This window comes from Endozoicomonas sp. 2B-B (genome assembly GCF_053470045.1).
Genome location: NZ_JBLZMU010000001.1, coordinates 3,121,104 through 3,139,576 on the forward strand (window position 1 = coordinate 3,121,104; position 18,473 = coordinate 3,139,576).

General features: G+C 49.8%; 19 protein-coding genes. 5 read left to right on the forward strand and 14 right to left on the reverse strand.

What is annotated here, in order from left to right; translation table 11 throughout:
* Nucleotides 1-77: 77 nt before the first annotated feature.
* The 11 genes from ACOMHB_RS11955 to ffh all read right to left on the reverse strand — a co-directional run bounded on the left by ACOMHB_RS11955 (nt 78) and on the right by ffh (nt 10,420).
* Nucleotides 78-1,379, reverse strand: coding sequence for a homoserine dehydrogenase (locus ACOMHB_RS11955; RefSeq protein WP_448216782.1), 1,302 nt, complete (start codon nt 1,377-1,379; stop codon nt 78-80).
* Between the two features lie 246 nt (nt 1,380-1,625).
* Nucleotides 1,626-2,453 (reverse strand): DsbC family protein, encoded by an 828-nt coding sequence (locus tag ACOMHB_RS11960; protein WP_422137815.1) that lies wholly within the window; start codon nt 2,451-2,453, stop codon nt 1,626-1,628.
* Nucleotides 2,454-2,903: 450 nt separating this feature from the next.
* Nucleotides 2,904-3,290 (reverse strand): hypothetical protein, encoded by a 387-nt coding sequence (locus tag ACOMHB_RS11965; protein WP_448216783.1) that lies wholly within the window; start codon nt 3,288-3,290, stop codon nt 2,904-2,906.
* A complete protein-coding gene (locus ACOMHB_RS11970; RefSeq protein WP_448216784.1) occupies nt 3,290-4,510 on the reverse strand; it encodes a sulfite oxidase in 1,221 nt (406 codons plus the stop codon). The genes ACOMHB_RS11965 and ACOMHB_RS11970 overlap by 1 nt, the downstream gene beginning before the upstream one ends.
* A gap of 64 nt (nt 4,511-4,574) precedes the next feature.
* Complete coding sequence (locus ACOMHB_RS11975) at nt 4,575-4,910, reverse strand: c-type cytochrome (RefSeq protein ID WP_448216785.1); 336 nt, start codon at nt 4,908-4,910, stop codon at nt 4,575-4,577.
* A gap of 207 nt (nt 4,911-5,117) precedes the next feature.
* Nucleotides 5,118-6,005, reverse strand: a complete 888-nt coding sequence (gene xerD, locus ACOMHB_RS11980) for a site-specific tyrosine recombinase XerD (RefSeq protein ID WP_448216786.1) — start codon at nt 6,003-6,005, stop codon at nt 5,118-5,120.
* Between the two features lie 246 nt (nt 6,006-6,251).
* Nucleotides 6,252-6,605, reverse strand: coding sequence for a 50S ribosomal protein L19 (gene rplS / locus ACOMHB_RS11985; RefSeq protein ID WP_252180499.1), 354 nt, complete (start codon nt 6,603-6,605; stop codon nt 6,252-6,254).
* A gap of 17 nt (nt 6,606-6,622) precedes the next feature.
* A complete protein-coding gene (trmD, locus tag ACOMHB_RS11990) occupies nt 6,623-7,408 on the reverse strand; it encodes a tRNA (guanosine(37)-N1)-methyltransferase TrmD (protein WP_422137100.1) in 786 nt (261 codons plus the stop codon).
* A 146-nt stretch (nt 7,409-7,554) separates the two neighbouring features.
* Complete coding sequence (gene rimM / locus ACOMHB_RS11995) at nt 7,555-8,109, reverse strand: ribosome maturation factor RimM (RefSeq protein ID WP_422133490.1); 555 nt, start codon at nt 8,107-8,109, stop codon at nt 7,555-7,557.
* Nucleotides 8,110-8,188: 79 nt separating this feature from the next.
* Nucleotides 8,189-8,434 (reverse strand): 30S ribosomal protein S16, encoded by a 246-nt coding sequence (rpsP, locus tag ACOMHB_RS12000; RefSeq protein WP_317141840.1) that lies wholly within the window; start codon nt 8,432-8,434, stop codon nt 8,189-8,191.
* A 579-nt stretch (nt 8,435-9,013) separates the two neighbouring features.
* On the reverse strand, nt 9,014-10,420 hold the full coding sequence (gene ffh / locus ACOMHB_RS12005) for a signal recognition particle protein (protein WP_448216787.1): 1,407 nt from the start codon (nt 10,418-10,420) through the stop codon (nt 9,014-9,016).
* A 222-nt stretch (nt 10,421-10,642) separates the two neighbouring features.
* On the opposite strand from ffh, the gene ACOMHB_RS12010 reads away from it, so the two are divergent.
* The 3 genes from ACOMHB_RS12010 to ACOMHB_RS12020 all read left to right on the forward strand — a co-directional run bounded on the left by ACOMHB_RS12010 (nt 10,643) and on the right by ACOMHB_RS12020 (nt 13,384).
* Nucleotides 10,643-11,455 carry a cytochrome C assembly family protein gene (locus ACOMHB_RS12010; RefSeq protein ID WP_422133493.1) on the forward strand — a complete coding sequence of 271 codons (813 nt, stop codon included), beginning with the start codon at nt 10,643-10,645 and terminating at the stop codon, nt 11,453-11,455.
* A gap of 101 nt (nt 11,456-11,556) precedes the next feature.
* Nucleotides 11,557-12,054: a DUF2165 family protein gene (locus ACOMHB_RS12015; protein ID WP_448216788.1), complete on the forward strand. Its 498-nt coding sequence runs from the start codon at nt 11,557-11,559 to the stop codon at nt 12,052-12,054.
* A 76-nt stretch (nt 12,055-12,130) separates the two neighbouring features.
* Nucleotides 12,131-13,384, forward strand: a complete 1,254-nt coding sequence (locus ACOMHB_RS12020) for an HlyC/CorC family transporter (RefSeq protein ID WP_422133494.1) — start codon at nt 12,131-12,133, stop codon at nt 13,382-13,384.
* 51 nt (nt 13,385-13,435) lie between these two features.
* Here ACOMHB_RS12020 and ACOMHB_RS12025 read toward each other — a convergent pair whose 3' ends face one another.
* Entirely contained in the window at nt 13,436-14,056 is a 621-nt protein-coding gene (locus ACOMHB_RS12025) for a CoA pyrophosphatase (RefSeq protein WP_422133495.1), read from the reverse strand.
* A 481-nt stretch (nt 14,057-14,537) separates the two neighbouring features.
* On the opposite strand from ACOMHB_RS12025, the gene ACOMHB_RS12030 reads away from it, so the two are divergent.
* Both ACOMHB_RS12030 and ACOMHB_RS12035 read left to right on the forward strand, forming a co-directional pair.
* The gene (locus ACOMHB_RS12030; RefSeq protein ID WP_422133496.1) at nt 14,538-15,089 is read left to right on the forward strand and encodes an NUDIX hydrolase; all 552 of its coding nucleotides are present in this window, start codon (nt 14,538-14,540) and stop codon (nt 15,087-15,089) included.
* Nucleotides 15,090-15,121: 32 nt separating this feature from the next.
* The gene (locus ACOMHB_RS12035) at nt 15,122-16,828 is read left to right on the forward strand and encodes an SWIM zinc finger family protein (protein WP_448216789.1); all 1,707 of its coding nucleotides are present in this window, start codon (nt 15,122-15,124) and stop codon (nt 16,826-16,828) included.
* Between the two features lie 2 nt (nt 16,829-16,830).
* Here the strand turns inward: ACOMHB_RS12035 and ACOMHB_RS12040 are convergent, their stop codons facing one another.
* Nucleotides 16,831-17,145, reverse strand: coding sequence for a YqfO family protein (locus ACOMHB_RS12040; RefSeq protein ID WP_422133498.1), 315 nt, complete (start codon nt 17,143-17,145; stop codon nt 16,831-16,833).
* Nucleotides 17,132-18,355, reverse strand: coding sequence for a 1-acyl-sn-glycerol-3-phosphate acyltransferase (locus tag ACOMHB_RS12045; protein ID WP_448216790.1), 1,224 nt, complete (start codon nt 18,353-18,355; stop codon nt 17,132-17,134). The genes ACOMHB_RS12040 and ACOMHB_RS12045 overlap by 14 nt, the downstream gene beginning before the upstream one ends.
* Nucleotides 18,356-18,473: the final 118 nt, after the last annotated feature.

Here is an 18,473-nt window from a genome sequence, read left to right on the forward strand (position 1 = left end):
GTGAGACTTGAATCTCACTCCTTCCGGGGCTTATGCACTCAGGACTTAATCTGTAGCTGTCTGACAAACGACAGTTTTCAAGCCATGGTCTCAACACGAATGCGTGTGACAGGTGCCTGGATATCGCTCAGGCTTTCAATTTCGGCAATGGCCTTATCCAGCTCCGATTCTTTGATGGTCTGGGTCAGGATAACAATGTCAGCGAAGCCATCGCTTTCACGGATCGCTTTTTGGGTGATGGCATCCATATTGATCCCACGGTCACTGAGAATCCGGGTAATGGCATTCATGACACCAGGGTGATCGTCAGCATGGATGCGCAGATAATTGGGACTCAGTGTTTCACCGATGGCCAGAACTGGAATGCTTTGTAACTGATCTTCGGAGAAACCCAGTGGGTTAGGGGCTGCTTCTGGCGTTGCCAGTGCTCTGGCAATGTCCATAATATCGGCAACAACAGAAGAGGCTGTTGGCTCGGCGCCAGCACCGGGTCCCACCATCATGGTTTCACCGATGGCATCTGCATTGATTACAACAGAGTTCAGAACGCCGTTGATATTGGCCAGTGGTCGGGAAGCCGGAATCAGGGTCGGATGAACTCTGAGTTCAACGCCTTCATCAGTCTGTCGGGCAATGCCCAGATGTTTTATGCGGTAGCCCAGCTCTTGCGCGTATTGAATATCGGCCGGAGTTATACGGCTGATACCTTCTGTATAGGCGCGCTCAAAGTTCAGAGGGATACCAAAGGCAATAGAAGCCATAATGGTCAGTTTGTGGCAGGCATCAATGCCTTCTACATCAAAGGTGGGGTCAGCTTCTGCGTACCCCAGGGCCTGGGCCTCGGCGAGTACTTCTTCAAATGAACGATTTTTGTCGCCCATTTCAGTCAGAATAAAATTACCGGTTCCATTGATGATGCCGGCCAGCCATTTAACCTGGTTGCCTGCCAGACCCTCTCTCAGGCACTTGATGACAGGGATGCCGCCAGCCACTGCCGCTTCATAGGCAACCACGACATTCTTTTCACGGGCTGCCTGAAAGATCTCATTGCCATGTTCGGCTATCAGCGCTTTGTTGGCCGTAACAACATGTTTGCCGTGTTGGATCGCTGTGAGAATCAACTCCTTGGCAACATCGTATCCGCCAATGGTTTCGACAAGAATATCCACTTCGGGATTACGGGCGACATCAAAGATGTCACGGGTGACTTGGGTGGTCGAGGTATCAGCAGCAGGATTGTCCCGACGGGCACCAATCTGCTCTACAATAATGGGTCTGCCAGTTCGTGCAGCAATGCTACTGGCATTGCGTGTCAGTACATTAAACGTACCGCTGCCTACGGTACCCAGGCCACATATTCCTACTTTGACCGGTTTCAAACTGTTATCCCCCGTGAGCTGATCTCAACTCACTGTCTGTGTCGACGGCTTTCAGAAACAGAAAGCGCTCTGATTTATTATCAATGGATGGGGGATTATAGCCATAAACCGGCCTTAAGAGCGATAGTTTGCCCGAACTGTTTGCAGGTTCTTCGCTGTTCCTGCTGACGATCAGAGGCTATTAATGTATGGCGGTATGACTGATTTGGGAAGCAGGTGCGAAGCAGGTTCGCACCCTGAAGTACTCTATGACTTTGGCGCAGAGTCAGCTTTAGTGTCAGGAGCTGGTTCAGGGGCAGGAGGAGGTGTAATGCCCATAATTTTGGCAAGCTCCACCGCTGGGCGGTAACCGGGTATGGCTTTGCCGCTCTCAAGAAACAGAGCAGGGGTTCCGCTCACACCCAGCTTCAGGCCCTGCTCGAATTGCTCTTCAACGAGAACTTCGCATCGGGTTTGATCTTTGTCTTCTTTGGAAGCTTGATGAGTAATCTCTTTGCCGTTTTTCAGCTCTGAAAGGGCTTGCGTTCTCTCAGGTGAACACCAGGCATTAACCATTTTGGCGTAGGCGGGGGATTGTTTTCCGCCTCTGGGGAAAGCCAGATAACGTACTTCTATCCCCATATTATTGAGTTCAGGCACTTCCTGGTGGAGCTTTCGGCAGTAACCACAGTCGGTATCTGTAAAGATATAAACAACGCCTTTGACCTCTTCGGGTGAAAAGACAATCTGATCTTCTTTTTTCAGAGACTTCAGTTGGTCTGCCACGGCTTTATTACGGAGTTCTTCTGTCAGGTTAACGATCTGGCCATTGTTAATTTCCAGCATGTCACCACGCAGCAGGAGTTTGCCGGTTTCATTGGAATGGATCACGCTGCCGCCTTCCAGCGTTATTCTGAACACGCCTTCCCAGCCAGTCTTTTCAATCTTTTTAATGGGAATGTTGGGATCCAGACCTTTCAGTTCACTGGTAATGGCATTTTGTACTTCTTGAGTGACCTGGTCTGCTAATGGCGCAGCCCGCAAAAAGGGGGCAGTCGCCAGAGTGGCAGATAAGATCAGGGTGCTTAGGCGCATGAGTCATCCTCCTGGGTATTGTTTTTTTCTCGACCGACAGTGTGAAGCAAGTCAGGTAGCTACTGCCAATATGATCGTAGGTTCTGGGGCAGAAGTTTAGACACTTTATTGGAATTGTCAGTTTTAGCTGTCATGAATCAGAAAATTGACTACTGGTTGGTTGTGATATCTCCTTTTGTGTTCCGTCAGGTCTCTTGAACTTCTGCAGAGCGTCCAACATAGCCTCTGTTGGCCATCCTCGCCGATTATGAAGGTGTCACAGACCAGCCCGACTACGACAGCCTCCTTCGCGGGAATGACGGGAGTGAAGACAACTCGTTCCCACGCTGGGACCCACAGGGCCTGAAAGTGTGGGAATCAGTGTTTTGCGACACCCTCAGAGCGTGGGAACGAGTGGTGAGTGCTCTAACAGGCGGCGACATAAACCATGACCCGTTCGGAGTTGGGTCTTTACTTTCTGGGTGGAGGCATTAATGCCGGGTCCAGGGGGAGCCTTCGAAAAGTCTCCCTATCAATATATGCCACACCATAGTTGGTGCTGAGATAGTCCAGGATCGGTTCCCAGGTTTCAGAAAGATCCCAGAGTCCCTGGGTATCTATCATCCACTGCAGGGTCTCACGCCAGGCTTTTTTGTCACCACTGTTCTGGCTGATAATAAGACTGCTATGGCAGACGTTACACTGAGCGTTAACCATCTCCCAGCCCGGAGCCATTATCAGTCCGGACCCGGGATCAACCGGGTACTCTTTTTTTGGCACTTCATCGGGTGCGGCCAGGCTTGCTCCACAAAGTAACGCCGAGACTATCAATATTTTGAGCTTTTTTAAGTCCGGCATCAGGCAACCCTCACAGCAATTCGGTGACAGCCATTGAAGAGGTAGCCTTTCGGATTCCACTGGGGTTGTACCACAGGCTGGGAATCTCCTTCACTGTCCGTGGCTTTGGCCCAGATTTCGTAGTAACCCTGCTCTGGCAGCTTCAGATTTATGCGCCACTGTTGCCAGGCACCCTTGTTGACCGGTTGACTCAATTCGGCCTGATGCCAGCGAGTACCATAGTCATAACTGACTTCAACCTTGACGACTTTTCGCAAACCGGCCCAGGCGTGCCCCCTCACTTCCTGGGTTTTACCCAGTGACAGTTCAATCCCGCTCTGCGGGAAAGTGATCAGAGATTTGACGATCATCTCTTCGATAATTTCATAATCTTCATTGGGCACTTTCTCTCCGGGTGCTATAGGGTATCTGGGAACCTGATAGGCCGGTGCTGCCATCTTGGTGCCATCATGCACCTTGTTACGAACACTGATACCTGTGGCTGCCTTCTGGGAGACAGAAGCCGGGCGGCCAGCAAAGACAATGCGCAGGGGGAAACCGTGGCGAAATGGAATATCTTCGCCATTCATAGCCCAGGCGATCAGGGCGTTATCATTCATGGCTGCGGCAATGGGTACACCCCGCGAAATCGCAGGTCCTGTGCCGCTCAGTTGTTTATCAATCCCATGGTTACCGGTGTAAACTGCGTCGTCTTTCACGCCACAGTCTTTCAGTACATCGCTGAGCAGGACGCCGGTCCATTGTGAGCAAAAAACGGCAGCGTTATTCCATTGGTTGCCTTTGGTGTTGGGAAAAAAATTTTTACGGCTATTGCCGCCACATTCCAGAACCAGGTTCTGTTTGTGGTGTTTGAACCTGCTTTTGAGTTCATCAATGGTATAAGTCCTGGATTTGACGACGGATTCCCCGTCGACAGTAAATGTCCAGGTCTTCGGGTCTATCTTGTCAAAATCCGGCATCTGACCATTCCAGCGTGTAAAGGCTATGTTTGCCGGTGTGACTGCCGGGTCCAGCAGATGCTCAGCAGGATGGGCATTTAACGGGTTGGTATTCAATACCGTGTAATAATCTGGCAGATCTTCCGCCCTGACCCATTTCATTGTTGAGATGTCAACAGGCTCCAGACCCGGGGGACGGTTTTGAGCAAAAACCCACCTCACAGACAGAATGGAAGCAGCGGATGCGGTCAGTGCCTGCTGTAGAAACTTTCTTCTGTTCATTGTCTGGTATCCGGTTAACCTTTTGGTGTCTGGTTTGTTCAGATTGCAGAGGCTTTGGGTATGCTCAAGGCTTTTTGCCTTCGTAGAAAAAGTCAGCCAGACGCAGCATATCTTCTTCACTTAACAGTTGAGCGACTTTAGTCATGGTGATGTCCTGTCGTTTACCGCTTTTGAAAGCCTGTAATTGAGCGAAAAGGTACTGGCGATTCTGCCACTTGAGATTCGGGATGGTATTGAACTTATTACTACCATCCTGACCATGGCAGGCACGACACATGTTAGCTAACTTTTCATATCTGTCAGCTGCCTGGGCTGTTGACAGGATGGCAGAAGGCAAAAGCAGCAGTGCTGTAACTGCCCAGGGTCTCAGGTAGAGCCTGATGGTATCCGGTAAGTTCAAAGCGCAAGCCTACACAATGTTTTCTGATTTTAATCCGAATGGCTAAATTAAAAGGCTTAGGTCTTATAATTGCTAAATAGTGATGCTTTTAAATACTTAATATCTGTTTTTTTTGGGTCTGATGAAGCCGGATTCGGATGTTCAATGGGTGTCTGTCAAATGAAGCTTAGTCTTGTATTTTACTGTTTAAAAAGGCTGAACCTGCATTCAGCCTCTGGGATGGTGAGATTCATGCAGTTCGCTCAACCGCTGCCGGGCAATATGGGTATATATCTGGGTCGTTGAAAGGTCGCTGTGTCCCAGTAGCAGTTGGACCACCCGGAGGTCGGCTCCATGGTTCAACAGGTGGGTAGCAAAGGCGTGTCGAAGAACGTGGGGGGAAACCGTGCTTTGAATGTTAGCTGTTATGGCATGTTGTTTGATCCGGTGCCAAAAGGTCTGACGTGTCATCGGGCTGCCGTTTCGGCCGGGAAACAGTACCCGATTCTCCGGGTCACTGATCAGAAAGGGTCTGCTGTCTTTCAGGTAGAGGTGAAGCCAGTTCAGGGCCTCTTCACCCATAGGCACCAGCCTCTCTTTATTACCCTTGCCCTGAATACGAACGATGCCCTGCCTTTGGTTGATTTGATTCAGGTTGAGGTTGACCAGCTCCGATACTCTGAGTCCGCAGGCGTAAAGTAGCTCCAGCATACATCGATCTCTAACTCCTAAATCGGTATCAAGATCAGGGGCTGCAAGCAGGTTTTCAACGTCAGTCTCTGTCAGGGATTTGGGCAGAGGCCGTCCCTGTTTGGGCATCTCAATATTTTGAGTAATGTCCTGACTGACCATGTTTTCTCTTAAAAGGTAACGGTAATAGCCGCGCAGGCTGGATAGTGCTCTGGCTGTTGAGCTGGGTTGAAACTTTTGCTGGTGTCGCCAGGCCAGATAGTTTCTCAGGTCCGAAGTAGATGATTTCTCAAGTGTGAGTCTGTTCTGAGAAAGCCAGGAAGCGAATTGTTCTATATCGTTTTTATAGGCCGTGCGGGTGTTTTCGCTAAGGCCTTTCTCAAGCCAGAGGTGGTTGAGAAACAGTTCGATGGAGGTATTGGCCATTATTATCTGTATATCAGGTTCAGGTCTCCATTATTGCGGCATATGGAAGGATCGTAAAGAAAACAGTACAAGCCTGAAAATGAAAAGCTGTTTTCTGTTTTGAAGGCATAAAAAAAGCGACTTTCGTCGCTTTTTTTATGGACTGACAAGGTTGCCGGATTGTCAGAACTTTTATGACCCTGGGCGTCATGCTCAGGGTTTTGGAGAACCCTAAAGAGTTTTTCCGCGCGAGGCGAAAAGCGTCCCTTAGTTGAGCTTTTCCTTGATACGAGCCGCTTTACCGCTCAGAGCGCGCAGGTAATACAGCTTGGCTTGACGTACGTCACCGCGACGCTTCACATTGATAGAAGCGACCAGAGGGCTGTATGTCTGGAAAACACGCTCAACGCCAACACCGCTGGAAATCTTGCGAACGGTGAAAGCGGAGTTCAGGCCACGATTACGCTTGGCAATGCAGACACCTTCGAACGCCTGCAGACGCTCACGGTTACCTTCTTTAACCTTAACTTGTACGACCAGGGTATCACCAGGGCCGAAGCTCGGGATTTCCTTGGTCATCTGCTCTTGTTCGAGCGCTTCAATGATTCTGTTCTTGCTCATTTTAAATCTTGCTCCCGTTAGTCAAGTGTTCCGCTCGTCGAGTCTGCCTTGCTGTGGCTATCCGAAGAATGATGCTCCTGAATAAATTCAGACAACAGTTTTTCCTCTTCACGGGTCAGTTTTCTGTCTTGCAACAGGTCCGGTCTTCTCAACCAGGTTCTGCCCAGTGCCTGTTTGAGGCGCCATGCACGAATTTTTGCATGATCCCCAGACAACAGGACTTCCGGCACTCTCTGCCCCTTGAAAACCTCAGGGCGGGTGTAGTGCGGACAATCCAGCAGGCCATCAGCAAAGGAATCCTCTAATGCGGAATCCTTGTGACCCAGGGTGCCCGGTACAAAGCGTGAAACTGCATCAATCAGAGTCATGGAGGCGAGTTCGCCACCACTTAACACGTAATCACCGATCGACCATTCCTCGTCGACTTCTTCGTTGATTACACGCTCATCAATACCTTCATACCGCCCCGATACCAGAATAAGCCGCTTTCTGGCGGCCAGCTCCTGAACCCCGGCCTGGTCAAGCAGGCGTCCCTGGGGAGACAGGTATACTACCGTGGCATCGGCTCCTGCAGCCTTCTTGGCTGCATGGATGGCGTCACGCAGAGGTTGAATTTTCATCAACATGCCGGGACCACCGCCGTAAGGTCGGTCATCCACAGTCCGGTGTCTGTCGTGGGTGAAGTCCCTGGGATTCCAGGTTTCTACCGAGACAATTCCCTCCTTTACAGCACGGCCGGATATGCCGTGATCGGTAATGGCCCGAAACATTTCCGGGAAGAGGGTGACTACACCGAACCACATATCTGCTGTTACGGGTGATTGTTCATGGCTGTTCTGCGGCTCAGGACTGTCTAACGGCTCAGGGCTGTTTAACGGCTCAAGGCTGTCCGCAGGCTCTGGGCTTTTAATCAGACCAGGGCTGTCCATGTCAGTTTCACTCATAACGGTTAAAATTCCGGATCCCAGTCAATCCGAATGAATCCTGCTTCCGGATTCACTTCCATAATCACCTGATCCAGTAACCAGGGGACCAGTCGTTCGCGTCGGTCGATGCTGCCCTTGCAGGCTTTGATGACCAATACGTCGTTGGCTCCTGTCTCCATCAGGTGGCTGGCTTTGCCCAGCAGAAGCTCCTTGCCCGCCTCGTCAGCGGTTTTCACTTCCAGACCTTCAAGCTGATGCCAGTATATCTCGTCATCAGCCAGTGGGGGCAGTTCGCTCTCAGCGATGAGGATTTCTGAGCCAGTGAACTGGCGGGCGATATCCCGGTCATCGCATCCGGCGATGTGTGCGACCAGTCCCTTGCCCTGACGGCGGCCCTGATCGACTTCAATGGTCTGCTGGCGACCATCCTGGCGCAAAATCCAGTGTTTGTAGTTCAGAATATTGGTCATGGGATTGGTGTGTGAATACACTTTCACCCAGCCTTTTACTCCGTACACACCAGTAATACTTCCGAGGACAACCTGTTTGGGTTGAGCGGTTGCTGATGCTTTTTTCACTGGTTCTGTTCCTTTTTGAGGTGGTTGTTTAAACGGCCCGGGGCTGTTCTAAACGGCTCAGGGTTGTTCAAATCTGACCTCAGGCTGCTTTGGCGTCTTTCAGCAGCTTGCTAACGCGGTCGGATACGGTAGCGCCCTGGCTCAGCCAGAACTCAACACGCTCCTGATCCACACGCAGACGCTCTTCCTGACCACGGGCAGTGGGGTTGAAGAAACCTACACGCTCGATGAAACGGCCACCTTGAGCCTTACGGCTGTCAGCAACAGTCAGGTGGTAGAACGGACGCTTTTTGGAACCGCCGCGAGCTAAACGAATTGTTACCATGGAATAATTTCCTGTAATCGTGATGTCCGGCAACACTTGTCTCTGAAAGCAGCATTCACCGCTTTCAGGTTCATGGAGCACATGCAGTGAGCCATGAAGGGCGCATATTCTAAGGAATAACTGTCCCGCTGACAATATGCCCGACACTTATCTTGTTGCGGAAAGTCTTATGGAATGAGGGGAGGGCAGTTTCTGTGGGCTAAAACGACGGGCTTGTTATGATTTGACTCTGGTTCCCTTGCTTTCAGGTCCTGTGGGTCCCAGCGTGGGAACCCATACCCATCTCGCGTGAGTCCGCTTTTCAGGGGAGGTATGCATTCCCACGCAGAGCGTGGGAACGAGTTGTTAGAGTTTTGCGACAGCCTCAGAGCGAGGGAGCGAGTGGGTCAGGCTGGCCATAAAGTTTTCGGGAAGGGCTAGCAGCCTGTCGGACTTAAGACTGTCCTACTGCGGTTGCAATAAATTGGTCTAAAAATCCCTGTTTCTTCGTCAAATAGCTCGCTATTCTCCTCAGAAACAGAGATTTTTATCCTCAATTTCTTGCAATCCTCGCTACGGACGCTTAAGTCCGACAGGCTGCTAGAATGGAAACTTCTTACCGCCGCCTGGAGGCATCATGCCGCCCATGCCGCCGGGCATCTGACCTTTCATACCACCGAGGCCGCGCATTAGCTTGCTTATGCCGCCTTTCTTGGTGACTTTCTTCATCATCTTGCTCATCTGCTTGTGCTGCTTGATCAGACGGTTGATGTCCTGGATCTGGGTGCCGGAACCTGAGGCAATGCGCTTCTTGCGAGAGCCGTTCATAATATCCGGATTTGCACGTTCAGCCGGGGTCATGGAGTTGATGATTGCTTCCATCTGGACAAAAATCCTGTTGTCCATCTGGCCGGGCATGTTGGCTGGCATACCCGGCATGCCGGGGAGTTTGTCCATAACGCCTGCAAGGCCGCCCATTTTCTTCATCTGCTGAAGCTGGTCACGGAAGTCTTCCAGGTCAAAGCCTTTACCCTTTTTCAGTTTGCTGGCCAGTTTGTCGGCTTTCTTTTTGTCGAGCTTCTGTTCAGCTTCTTCAATCAGGGAGAGAACGTCACCCATGCCCAGGATTCGGGAAGCGATACGGTCAGGGTGGAAGGGGTCCAGAGCGTCTGTCTTTTCACCGACACCCATGAACTTGATTGGCTTGCCGGTAATATGGCGAACTGACAGGGCGGCACCTCCGCGTGCGTCACCATCTGCCTTGGTCAGAATGACACCGGTCAGGGGCAGCGCATCACCAAAGGCTTTGGCGGTATTGGCGGCATCCTGGCCGGTCATGGCGTCAACCACAAACAGGGTTTCGACAGGATTAATGGCACCGTGCAATGCCTGGATTTCAGCCATCATATCGCTGTCGATGTGCAGACGACCGGCGGTATCGACAATGACCACGTCAATGTGTTTCAGGCGAGCTTCCTGAATGGCTGCTGTGGCAATATCAACGGGTTTTTGTTCGCTGCTGGATGGGAAGAAATCGACGCCGACTTCACCCGCCAGCGTTTCCAATTGCTTGATCGCTGCCGGACGGTAAATGTCGGCACTGACGACCATCACAGATTTTTTGTGGCGTTCCTTGAGGAACTTGCCCAGTTTCGCCACAGAGGTGGTTTTACCGGCACCCTGCAGACCGGCCATCAGCAGGACGGCAGGTGGCTGGGTCGACAGGTTCAGCTGGTCATTGGCTTCGCCCATGACCGAAATCAGTTCTGCCTGAACAATCTTGACGAAGGCCTGGCCGGGGCTCAGGCTGGCCTGTACCTCCTGACCAATCGCCCGCTCTCTGATCCGGTTGATGAACTCTTTGACCACCGGCAGCGCAACGTCAGCCTCCAACAGAGCCTTGCGAACCTCGCGCAGGGTATCTTTAATATTGTCTTCAGACAGTTTCGCCTTGCCGGTGACGTTACGAAGCGTCTGCGACAGGCGTTCGGTTAAATTCTCGAACATCCAGTTACCTTGGAAATACCTTGAAGTAAGGTGCAAGTACGTAATTGGCAGTCATTATATCCAATCCAGCGCAAAAGGGGCAGTATCGGGTCCCGGCAGAGACAGTATTTCCACTTGATGGATGAAAACAAAGTGGTTCTTGTGTAGATTTGGACATGGCAAGCTCTGGTTTGCATCTTCCTAAGTGGCTTTGTGACGGTTTCGCCATCAGGAAAATTTCAGATGGAGGTTATAAAAGAATCAATGAATTTCATGCTCGTCAGCATCGGTGCCATTATTTTTTATGCGGTGGGAATGGTCTGCCAATGGGGAAGAATTACTGGTCGCGGTGGCGCTCGAAAGGTGGTGTTGCTGGCAACCACAGTCGGAGCTGCTTTACATGCTTTTTCGCTCTATTTTTCTATTCACACCGATAAAGGGACCAACCTTGGTATTCTCACGATCGGTTCTTTGACGACACTGATAGTCACACTGGTAGTACTGCTCAGCAGTTTGCGAAAGCCTTCTGAAAGTCTGCTGGTTACGATTCTGCCTTTTACCATCATCTCGGTTCTGGCGGACTGGCTGGCTCCGTTGGAACACATTTTTCATTCACCCACCCTGATGGTGGTGCATGTTCTGCTGTCGGTATTGGCCTATGGTTTGTTGATGGTGGCCGTGTGTCAGTCACTGCTACTGGCCTATCAGGAGAAGCAGCTGAGGAGTCACAATCAAAAGCGTCTGCTAAAAGCCCTGCCGCCCCTGCAGACTATGGAAAAATTGCTGTTCGAGTTTCTATCTGTAGGAGTGATCCTGCTGACCCTCTCGCTGATTTCAGGCTTCCTGTATATCGATAATATGTTTGCCAGTGATATGTTCCACAAAACAGTGCTTTCTCTGGTGGCCTGGGTGCTGTTTACGACACTGCTGATTGGGCGCTGGGTCAATGGCTGGCGAGGACAAAAGGCCATGCGTTGGACGGTTGCCGGTTTTGTCCTGTTGTTGGTGGCTTACTTTGGCTGGCGGACGGTTGTTGACTTTATCCTGGTTAGATGAGCCTTTTCGGGGCAGACTCTGTTTCCTGCTCCTCTTAATCTCTCTTGGTACTTCTTTTTTTTTCCGGCAGCTTGAGATGTCTGTAAGTCGGTCTATTGTTTATGGCTATGAAAATGATAATAGCCACCAAGCTCAGTAAAATTTTCTTGACGGCGGGTGTTGCTCTATTTAGTACGTTGGTTGTGTTTAATAATCTGATGGACCACCAGAGCAATTACCTTTATGTCCAGCATGTGATGAGTATGGATACAACCGGGAACCATGCTCAGGCAGAATGGCGAGCAATTCATGATCCCATGGTCTGGAAAATTGCTTACAGCCTGATTATTGCTATTGAAGCCATTATAACCCTTTTATGTTGGACGGGTGTCGCTTGTATGTTCTTCAATCTGCACGGTGAGAATTTCCATGAAAGCAAGTGTCTGGCTCTGCTGGGTTTGACTCTGGGCATCATGCTCTGGTTTCTGGCCTTTATGGGAATTTCGGGAGAGTGGTTTCTGGCCTGGCAGTCTCGCAGCTGGAGTGGTATTCAGCCAGGCTTCAGGGTGGCCACATTGTTTTTTTTGACCTTGCTCTATTTGAGTCAGGAAGAGCGATAAAAGTGTTTGGGGTTTAGAGTATGAAACGTTAGAATCAGCGCTTTCATAAACAGAATCTTAACGAGCGATTTCAGCCTTGAGCGAAGCATCTACCAGTCTTCTTTTAACCATATTGGCCCTTTTAATGTTGTTGTCGGCTTTTTTTTCCAGTTCGGAAACCGGCATGATGGCGATCAACCGTTATCGCCTTCGCCATCTGGTTCGCAAGAATCACAAAGCGGCCATGCGGACTCATAAACTGCTTGAACGCCCCGACAGACTGATTGGTGTGATTCTGATTGGCAACAACTTTGTCAATATCCTGGCTTCTGCCCTGGCCACTCTGGTGGCAGTGAGACTCTGGGGGGATAGCGGTATTGCAATTGCTACTCTGGGTCTGACGGTGGCAGTACTGATTTTCGGTGAGGTAACACCCAAGACAGTTGCCGCGCTCTATCCTGAAAAGATTGCTTTTCCTGCCTCTTTTATTCTGACGCCGCTGCTGAAACTCTTCTATCCCATGGTGGTCGTTTTAAACTGGGTCTGTGGTTTCCTGCTGAGACCTTTTGGTATCAAACCCGGTCAGGCTGCCGAGGATCAGTTGAACGCTGAAGAGCTGCGCACCATTGTGACCGACCCCGGCATGTTATTGCCGCAGAAAAGACGGGGAATGTTACTGGGTATTCTGGATCTGGAGAAAGTCCGGGTAGACGATATCATGGTACCCCGAAATGAAATTTTCGGAATTGATATTGACGATGACATCAAGGATATCCTGGAGCAGTTAAGGGCCTGTCAGCACACCCGCTTGCCAGTCTATCGTGGCGATGTGAACAATCTTGTGGGCATGTTGCATATGCGAAAGGTGGCGCGACTATTGAGTCAGGAAGAAGTCAACAAAGCGCTTCTCCTGCAGGAAACCACAGAGCCTTATTATGTTCCTGAAAGCACCCCCCTGCATACCCAGCTGTTTAATTTCCAGAAGTCAAAAGAGCGTGTAGCGCTGATAGTCGATGAATATGGCGATGTTCTGGGCCTGGTGACGCTGGAAGATATTCTGGAAGAAATTGTGGGTGACTTTACTACCGATGTTTCCGACTCCAGCCAGGATATTACCCCTCAGGAAGACGGCACTTACATCATTGATGGTTCTGCATCCATAAGAGACATTAACCGTTCTCTGGGTTGGAAATTACCCACCGGGGATGCCAGAACAATTAACGGTTTGATCACCGAGATGATGCAGTTTATACCGGAGTCCAGTGTCTGTCTCAAAGTAGGCGAATACCGGTTTGAGATTATGCAGGTCAAGGACAATCGAGTAAAAGCAGTGAAAATTTTCACTGCTTAACCTGAGTCACTTATTCTGTAAAATGGACTTTAACCTCAGGCCATCCGAAAGTTAGCGGTTTTGCGTAAAACTGTGGCTGGCATGAAACTGAGGGGCATCCAGTGGAATAGTGGTGTTTAATCCCACATTCAGAAATTCTACCAGCATAATGGCCGTCAATCCCCAGATCAGATATTCATCGTATTGATAAGAGGGCATGGAGTAGGTTTTATCGTTCATGCTCCAATGGTGAAACTGCAGGTTGTCCAGATTGGTGAAAAACTCCAGTGGGACGTGAAAAATGCGGTCCAGCTCTTCAATGTTTGCGCTGAGTGACAGGTTTTCCGGTACAGAACCGACGACAGGGATCACCTTGATGCCAAAGCGGGAAATAACTGGACCCATGGTGCCCAATATATGGACGGAAGCAGGGTTCAGATCAATCTCTTCCTGGGATTCTCTCAGGGCGGTCTGAATCAGATTATGATCGTCATCTTCCCGTTTGCCACCGGGAAATGCCACTTCACCGCTATGCTTGTTCATGTGCGAAGCCCTTCGGGTAAGGATTATTTCGGTGGCCTGTCCCTGGCCATTAGTCACCAGAGGTATCAGTACTGCGGCTTCCGGTAGAGGAGTGTCTATACTTCTTGGCTGATGTTTGTGGAGTCTTCGTTCTATATCTGTAATCAACATATAACAAGTGAATCTCTGGCTTTCTTGGCGACATTCAGATGCTCAGAAAACATAAGTACTCAACCATACGGAATCATATTTTCCGACTCATTGTTCAGGCACTCAGACTGCGTTGCAATCCTGGTCACATAGCTTGCTATGCTCCCGGCGTTGCGCCTTGCAGAGCACCTGCCCAATAAGCCGGAAGTATTCGATTCCGTAAGGCTGAGTACTTAGTGACATTGAAAAAAGGCGCCGTTGGAACATTATTGTTATCGACCTTGGGTACCAGACTGCCAGTAACACCAGGCAGAGCTAAGCTTCCGTGGGTGCAACACTAATTTTTCAGGCTTTGAAAAGATCATAACACAGATATTTTTTACGGCATGATCCATCTGGTAAAGAAATGATAAGCATTTTCTACACCAACTCTGATTCAAGTGACTTCAGGTATGAATCAGGTTAAGGTGAAGAAAGATTTTCATAGTTAGAAGGAAAAACAGTGAATTTCTGCAGTGAGTGTGGTGCTAAGGTCAGTAAGAAAGTTCCTTGTGGCGATAACCGGTTACGTGATGTTTGTGACAACTGTGGCAAAATTCACTATCAAAATCCGTTAATCGTTGCCGGTTGTCTGCCAGTCTATGAAGGTAAAGTGCTCCTTTGCAAACGCTCTATCGAACCACGCAGGGGTTACTGGACATTACCCGGCGGTTTTATGGAGCTGGGAGAAACCCTTGAGCAGGCTGCCCTGCGGGAAACCATGGAAGAGGCCGGAGCCGAGGTTACTCTGCAATCACTATATACCCTGTTTAATATTGTTCATGTGAGCCAACTCTCGGTATTTTTTCTGGCTCATCTTGATAAACCCGAATACAGCGCCGGTGAAGAAAGTGAAGCAGTGGCCCTTTTCAGTGAAGAAGAGATTCCCTGGGATCAGCTGGCTTTCAACACCATCAGTCGCACCCTTCGCCATTACTTCAGTGATCGTCAGACAGGTGATTTCCCTCAGCGGATGGAAGATATTGCCCTGCCGGGCCGTAGAGTGGCTTCCTGAATTTCAGGGGTATTTTATCAGGTTGAAGCAGCGTGAATGACAAGCCGGAAATTACCGATCAGCAGTTAGTGAAACTGGCAGGCGAGAAAGCTTTTTCCCGGGGGAAGGGGTACTACCAGGAAGGACGGGTCACAGACCTGACGATCCGGGGCCAGAGGATTTCAGCCAGTGTTATGGGCAGCGAGGTTTATCAGGTCAATCTGGTTTATACCCAGAGTGCCCTGGACGGCAGTTGTAACTGTCCGGCTTCTGATGGCATCGACTTTTGCAAACACTGTGTTGCTGTGGCTATGGTGTTGCGAGATAAAGTCTCTGTTCCCCGGGTGAAAAAAGGCGCACAGGCCACAGACGTATTGGCCGCTTATTTATTGCAGATGCCCAAAGAAGAACTGGTGGGGCACTTTGTTGAAATGATAGACGCCAGTCGTTCAGTGCGAGAGCACTGGTTGCTCAAGGCTGAAACAGCACTGGGCATTATGGACCGAAAAACCATCCGTAAACGAATAACCGCCGCTATCCCCTACAATCGACATTACTTTAGATACGCTCAAGTCAGGCAGTATTTTGCCAATGTCGAACAGGTTCTCTTTAATCTTGAACCACCTTTAAAAAAGCTGGCAGCTACTGATCAGTTGGCGTTGCTGGACTATGCTATGTCACGAATCGTCCGTGCGCTGGAGACAGTGGATGATTCCGGAGGTTTCAGGTTTGAGGCTGTCGCTCAGTTACAGAGGATGTATGTTGAGGCCTTTGCTTCACTGAACTGGTCTGAAGCGTCCAAGGCTCAGCATCTGTTGGAGTTGCTGCTCAAGGATGAAGATGAATGGCATGGCCGCGTCCCGGATGATTTCAGTGAAGTTATGACGCCAGAGTGTCAGAAGACTTTCCTGGAGATCGCCCGGGCTCGTTGGGATGAGTTACCCAGGCTGAAAAGTGATAACTGGCGGGATCGCCTCATTTATGAACGGTTGCTCAGTGTCCTGCAAGTCGAACCCGAACTGGAAAATGACTACAAGACATTGATTCAGCTCTATAAAAAGATTGCCATGACTGAGAAAGACTATCTGGTTATTGCGCGCTGTTATCTGGAGCTGGATGAGCATGACGAAGTCCACAATTATCTTGATAGAGCTCGGCAGAGCAGTCGTTTCGGTGAATCAGCTGAGATTCATGAACTGCAACAGTTGCTGCTTTTGAAAACGGGGCGAAGCTCTGAAGCTTTGCAGGATGTTTGGGAGCAATTTAAAGAGTCACCAACACTGTCCACTTTTGAGTATTTGCAGGAGCTTTCACAAGACCTGAACAGTCAGCAAGACTGGCGGCAAAAAGCCATAGACTGGATGAAAGAGCGTGTCGTTAGTACTAAGGGGTATCTCCACCACCGTGTGTTAAACACACTGATGATGACTTTTCTTGCCGAGTCCGATCTGGAGTCGGCCTGGCAACTGGTTACAGATTCAGAACCGGATGTGGCATTGCTCTACGAGCTGAGGAAACATTTTCGGCAGGATGGAGAACGCTCTTTTGCTCTCTATGGGAAGCTGGTTGAAGCTTGTCTACAGAAAAAAACGAATAATAGTTATAAAGAGGCGGTCGAGCTAATGGCCGAGTGTCAGCAGATATTGACTGGACTGAATCAGCAGCGGGCATTCAGTCATTGGTTTGAAGAGCTGCGCGAAAAGCACAAGGCTAAAAGAAACTTTATTCGTTTTCTCGGTGAGGCGTTTCCCGGCTTTTAGACTCAGGCTCCAAGCGGCCAGCTTTCAAAGGCTGGCTCTTCATAAGGGTGTGCCGATTTCAACGCTGCAATGGCGGCTTTCAGATACTGGTCCTCGCAGATCATTTCAACCTTGAATTCCTGAACGGTTTCCAGCTTACCCTGGCTACCGATAAAAGGATCGCTGCCATCCAGCGCTCTGAACTGTCCCTGACCTAACGTTTGCCAGCAACAGTTGTCGTACTTTTCATAACGACCGGCACCCGCAGCAAAGACGGCAGTCTTCACTGATTCAAGATGACTTTCAGGGACAAAAAAACAAAGCTTATGCAAAGACATGTCGTTTTCCAGCAAAATGATTGATAACAGGATTGGCGTACATCCTCAGGAACCAGGGTTGATGAGCCTCCGGGCACTGGGTTATGCGATCATTGAAGTCTGTGACTTTATCGTCGAGCGATTCTTCCGGGCAAAACCTTTCAAACAGAGCTTCTAAAGTGCACTCTGTGACATTGGGATAGCCACTGCGGAGCCGATCAAAGGCAATCAGATTGGAAGCGAACAGATGGTAGTTTTGATGAACCTGACGATCTACCTCTTCAACAACCTGATTGGCATTTTCATACTCGTCGAACAGCGGTGTACCGAAAGCCACATGAACCTTGCCTTTGAAGCCTTCGATGCCTGTCACTATGCTTTGCAGGTCTTCTCCTTTAAATTTTTCGTAATTACCCCAGGTTTCAGTGGCGTGGAGTTCTCTGGCTTTGGCCATATCGCAGGGGTCGTATTCGTAAGCAATCGAAACCGGTACCAGGTTCATGGAGCGAATGCTGTCGGCAAAAGAGGTTTCCGCAGCCTTTCGGCTCATGTGGAGCATTTTGATGATAGCAGAGTCGGTTTTGTCGTCACCGTCTTTTGCCCGGCCTTCACTTTGAGCGATCCAGACGGGATGCCCGGTATCTATGGAGTGATGAATATAGGCTGACAGTGTCTGATAAGACCTGAGTTTTTCCCGGCGGCCTTCCACAGAGCGTTTGACGATAAAGCTTTTGTTAAGACGCATCAGGTCGCTGACAAAAGGTCTTTGCAGCAGGTTGTCACCAATGGCTATTCGAACGGTTTGCATGCCCTGTTTGTAAACAGCCAGATTGACAAAAGCCGGGTCCATGACAATGTCCCGGTGATTGGACAGGAACAGATAAGCCTGCTCTTTGTTGAGCTGATCCAGTCCGGAAAAGCTGATGCCGGAAGTACTGCCTTCAATGACACGGGTCAGGTAAGGTTCAATGACCTGTTGCAGTCCATCAATGTCATGTATGTTCTTTAGTTTGTAGCGCAATCCCATGGCTGTCAGCCAGCCTGCAATGCCATTAAGGAAAACTGGCATGTCAGGGTATTGATGACGCACCAGTGCCTGAATAAGTTCAGGGTCTTGCAACAGGCGGTCCAGGACGGGCCTTACTTCCTGATCGTGATAGGGGCGGATTTCTTCAAAACGTTCCATCTGTTCCGGGTGGTTGCCTTTTATAACAGCGGTGAGTAAAACCATGAGTATATAGTTATTAAAACAAAGGGTCTGTAGCCGGGGTGTGGCACTTTGTAACGGTTTGAGAATAGCCGTACGTATGAATGTTTGTTGATGTGGGTTTAACGGGTTATTGATAATT

Coding starts and splice junctions, on each gene's coding strand:
- ACOMHB_RS12010 (WP_422133493.1), top strand. CDS start 10,643: ATGGAGGTTATAAAAGAATCAATGAATTTCATGCTCGTCAGCATCGGT.
- ACOMHB_RS11960 (WP_422137815.1), bottom strand. CDS start 2,453: ATGCGCCTAAGCACCCTGATCTTATCTGCCACTCTGGCGACTGCCCCC.
- rplS (WP_252180499.1), bottom strand. CDS start 6,605: ATGAGCAAGAACAGAATCATTGAAGCGCTCGAACAAGAGCAGATGACC.
- ffh (WP_448216787.1), bottom strand. CDS start 10,420: ATGTTCGAGAATTTAACCGAACGCCTGTCGCAGACGCTTCGTAACGTC.
- ACOMHB_RS12040 (WP_422133498.1), bottom strand. CDS start 17,145: ATGTCTTTGCATAAGCTTTGTTTTTTTGTCCCTGAAAGTCATCTTGAA.
- ACOMHB_RS12025 (WP_422133495.1), bottom strand. CDS start 14,056: ATGTTGATTACAGATATAGAACGAAGACTCCACAAACATCAGCCAAGA.
- rpsP (WP_317141840.1), bottom strand. CDS start 8,434: ATGGTAACAATTCGTTTAGCTCGCGGCGGTTCCAAAAAGCGTCCGTTC.
- ACOMHB_RS12015 (WP_448216788.1), top strand. CDS start 11,557: ATGGCTATGAAAATGATAATAGCCACCAAGCTCAGTAAAATTTTCTTG.
- ACOMHB_RS11965 (WP_448216783.1), bottom strand. CDS start 3,290: ATGCCGGACTTAAAAAAGCTCAAAATATTGATAGTCTCGGCGTTACTT.
- xerD (WP_448216786.1), bottom strand. CDS start 6,005: ATGGCCAATACCTCCATCGAACTGTTTCTCAACCACCTCTGGCTTGAG.
- trmD (WP_422137100.1), bottom strand. CDS start 7,408: ATGTGGTTCGGTGTAGTCACCCTCTTCCCGGAAATGTTTCGGGCCATT.
- ACOMHB_RS12045 (WP_448216790.1), bottom strand. CDS start 18,355: ATGGTTTTACTCACCGCTGTTATAAAAGGCAACCACCCGGAACAGATG.
- ACOMHB_RS11970 (WP_448216784.1), bottom strand. CDS start 4,510: ATGAACAGAAGAAAGTTTCTACAGCAGGCACTGACCGCATCCGCTGCT.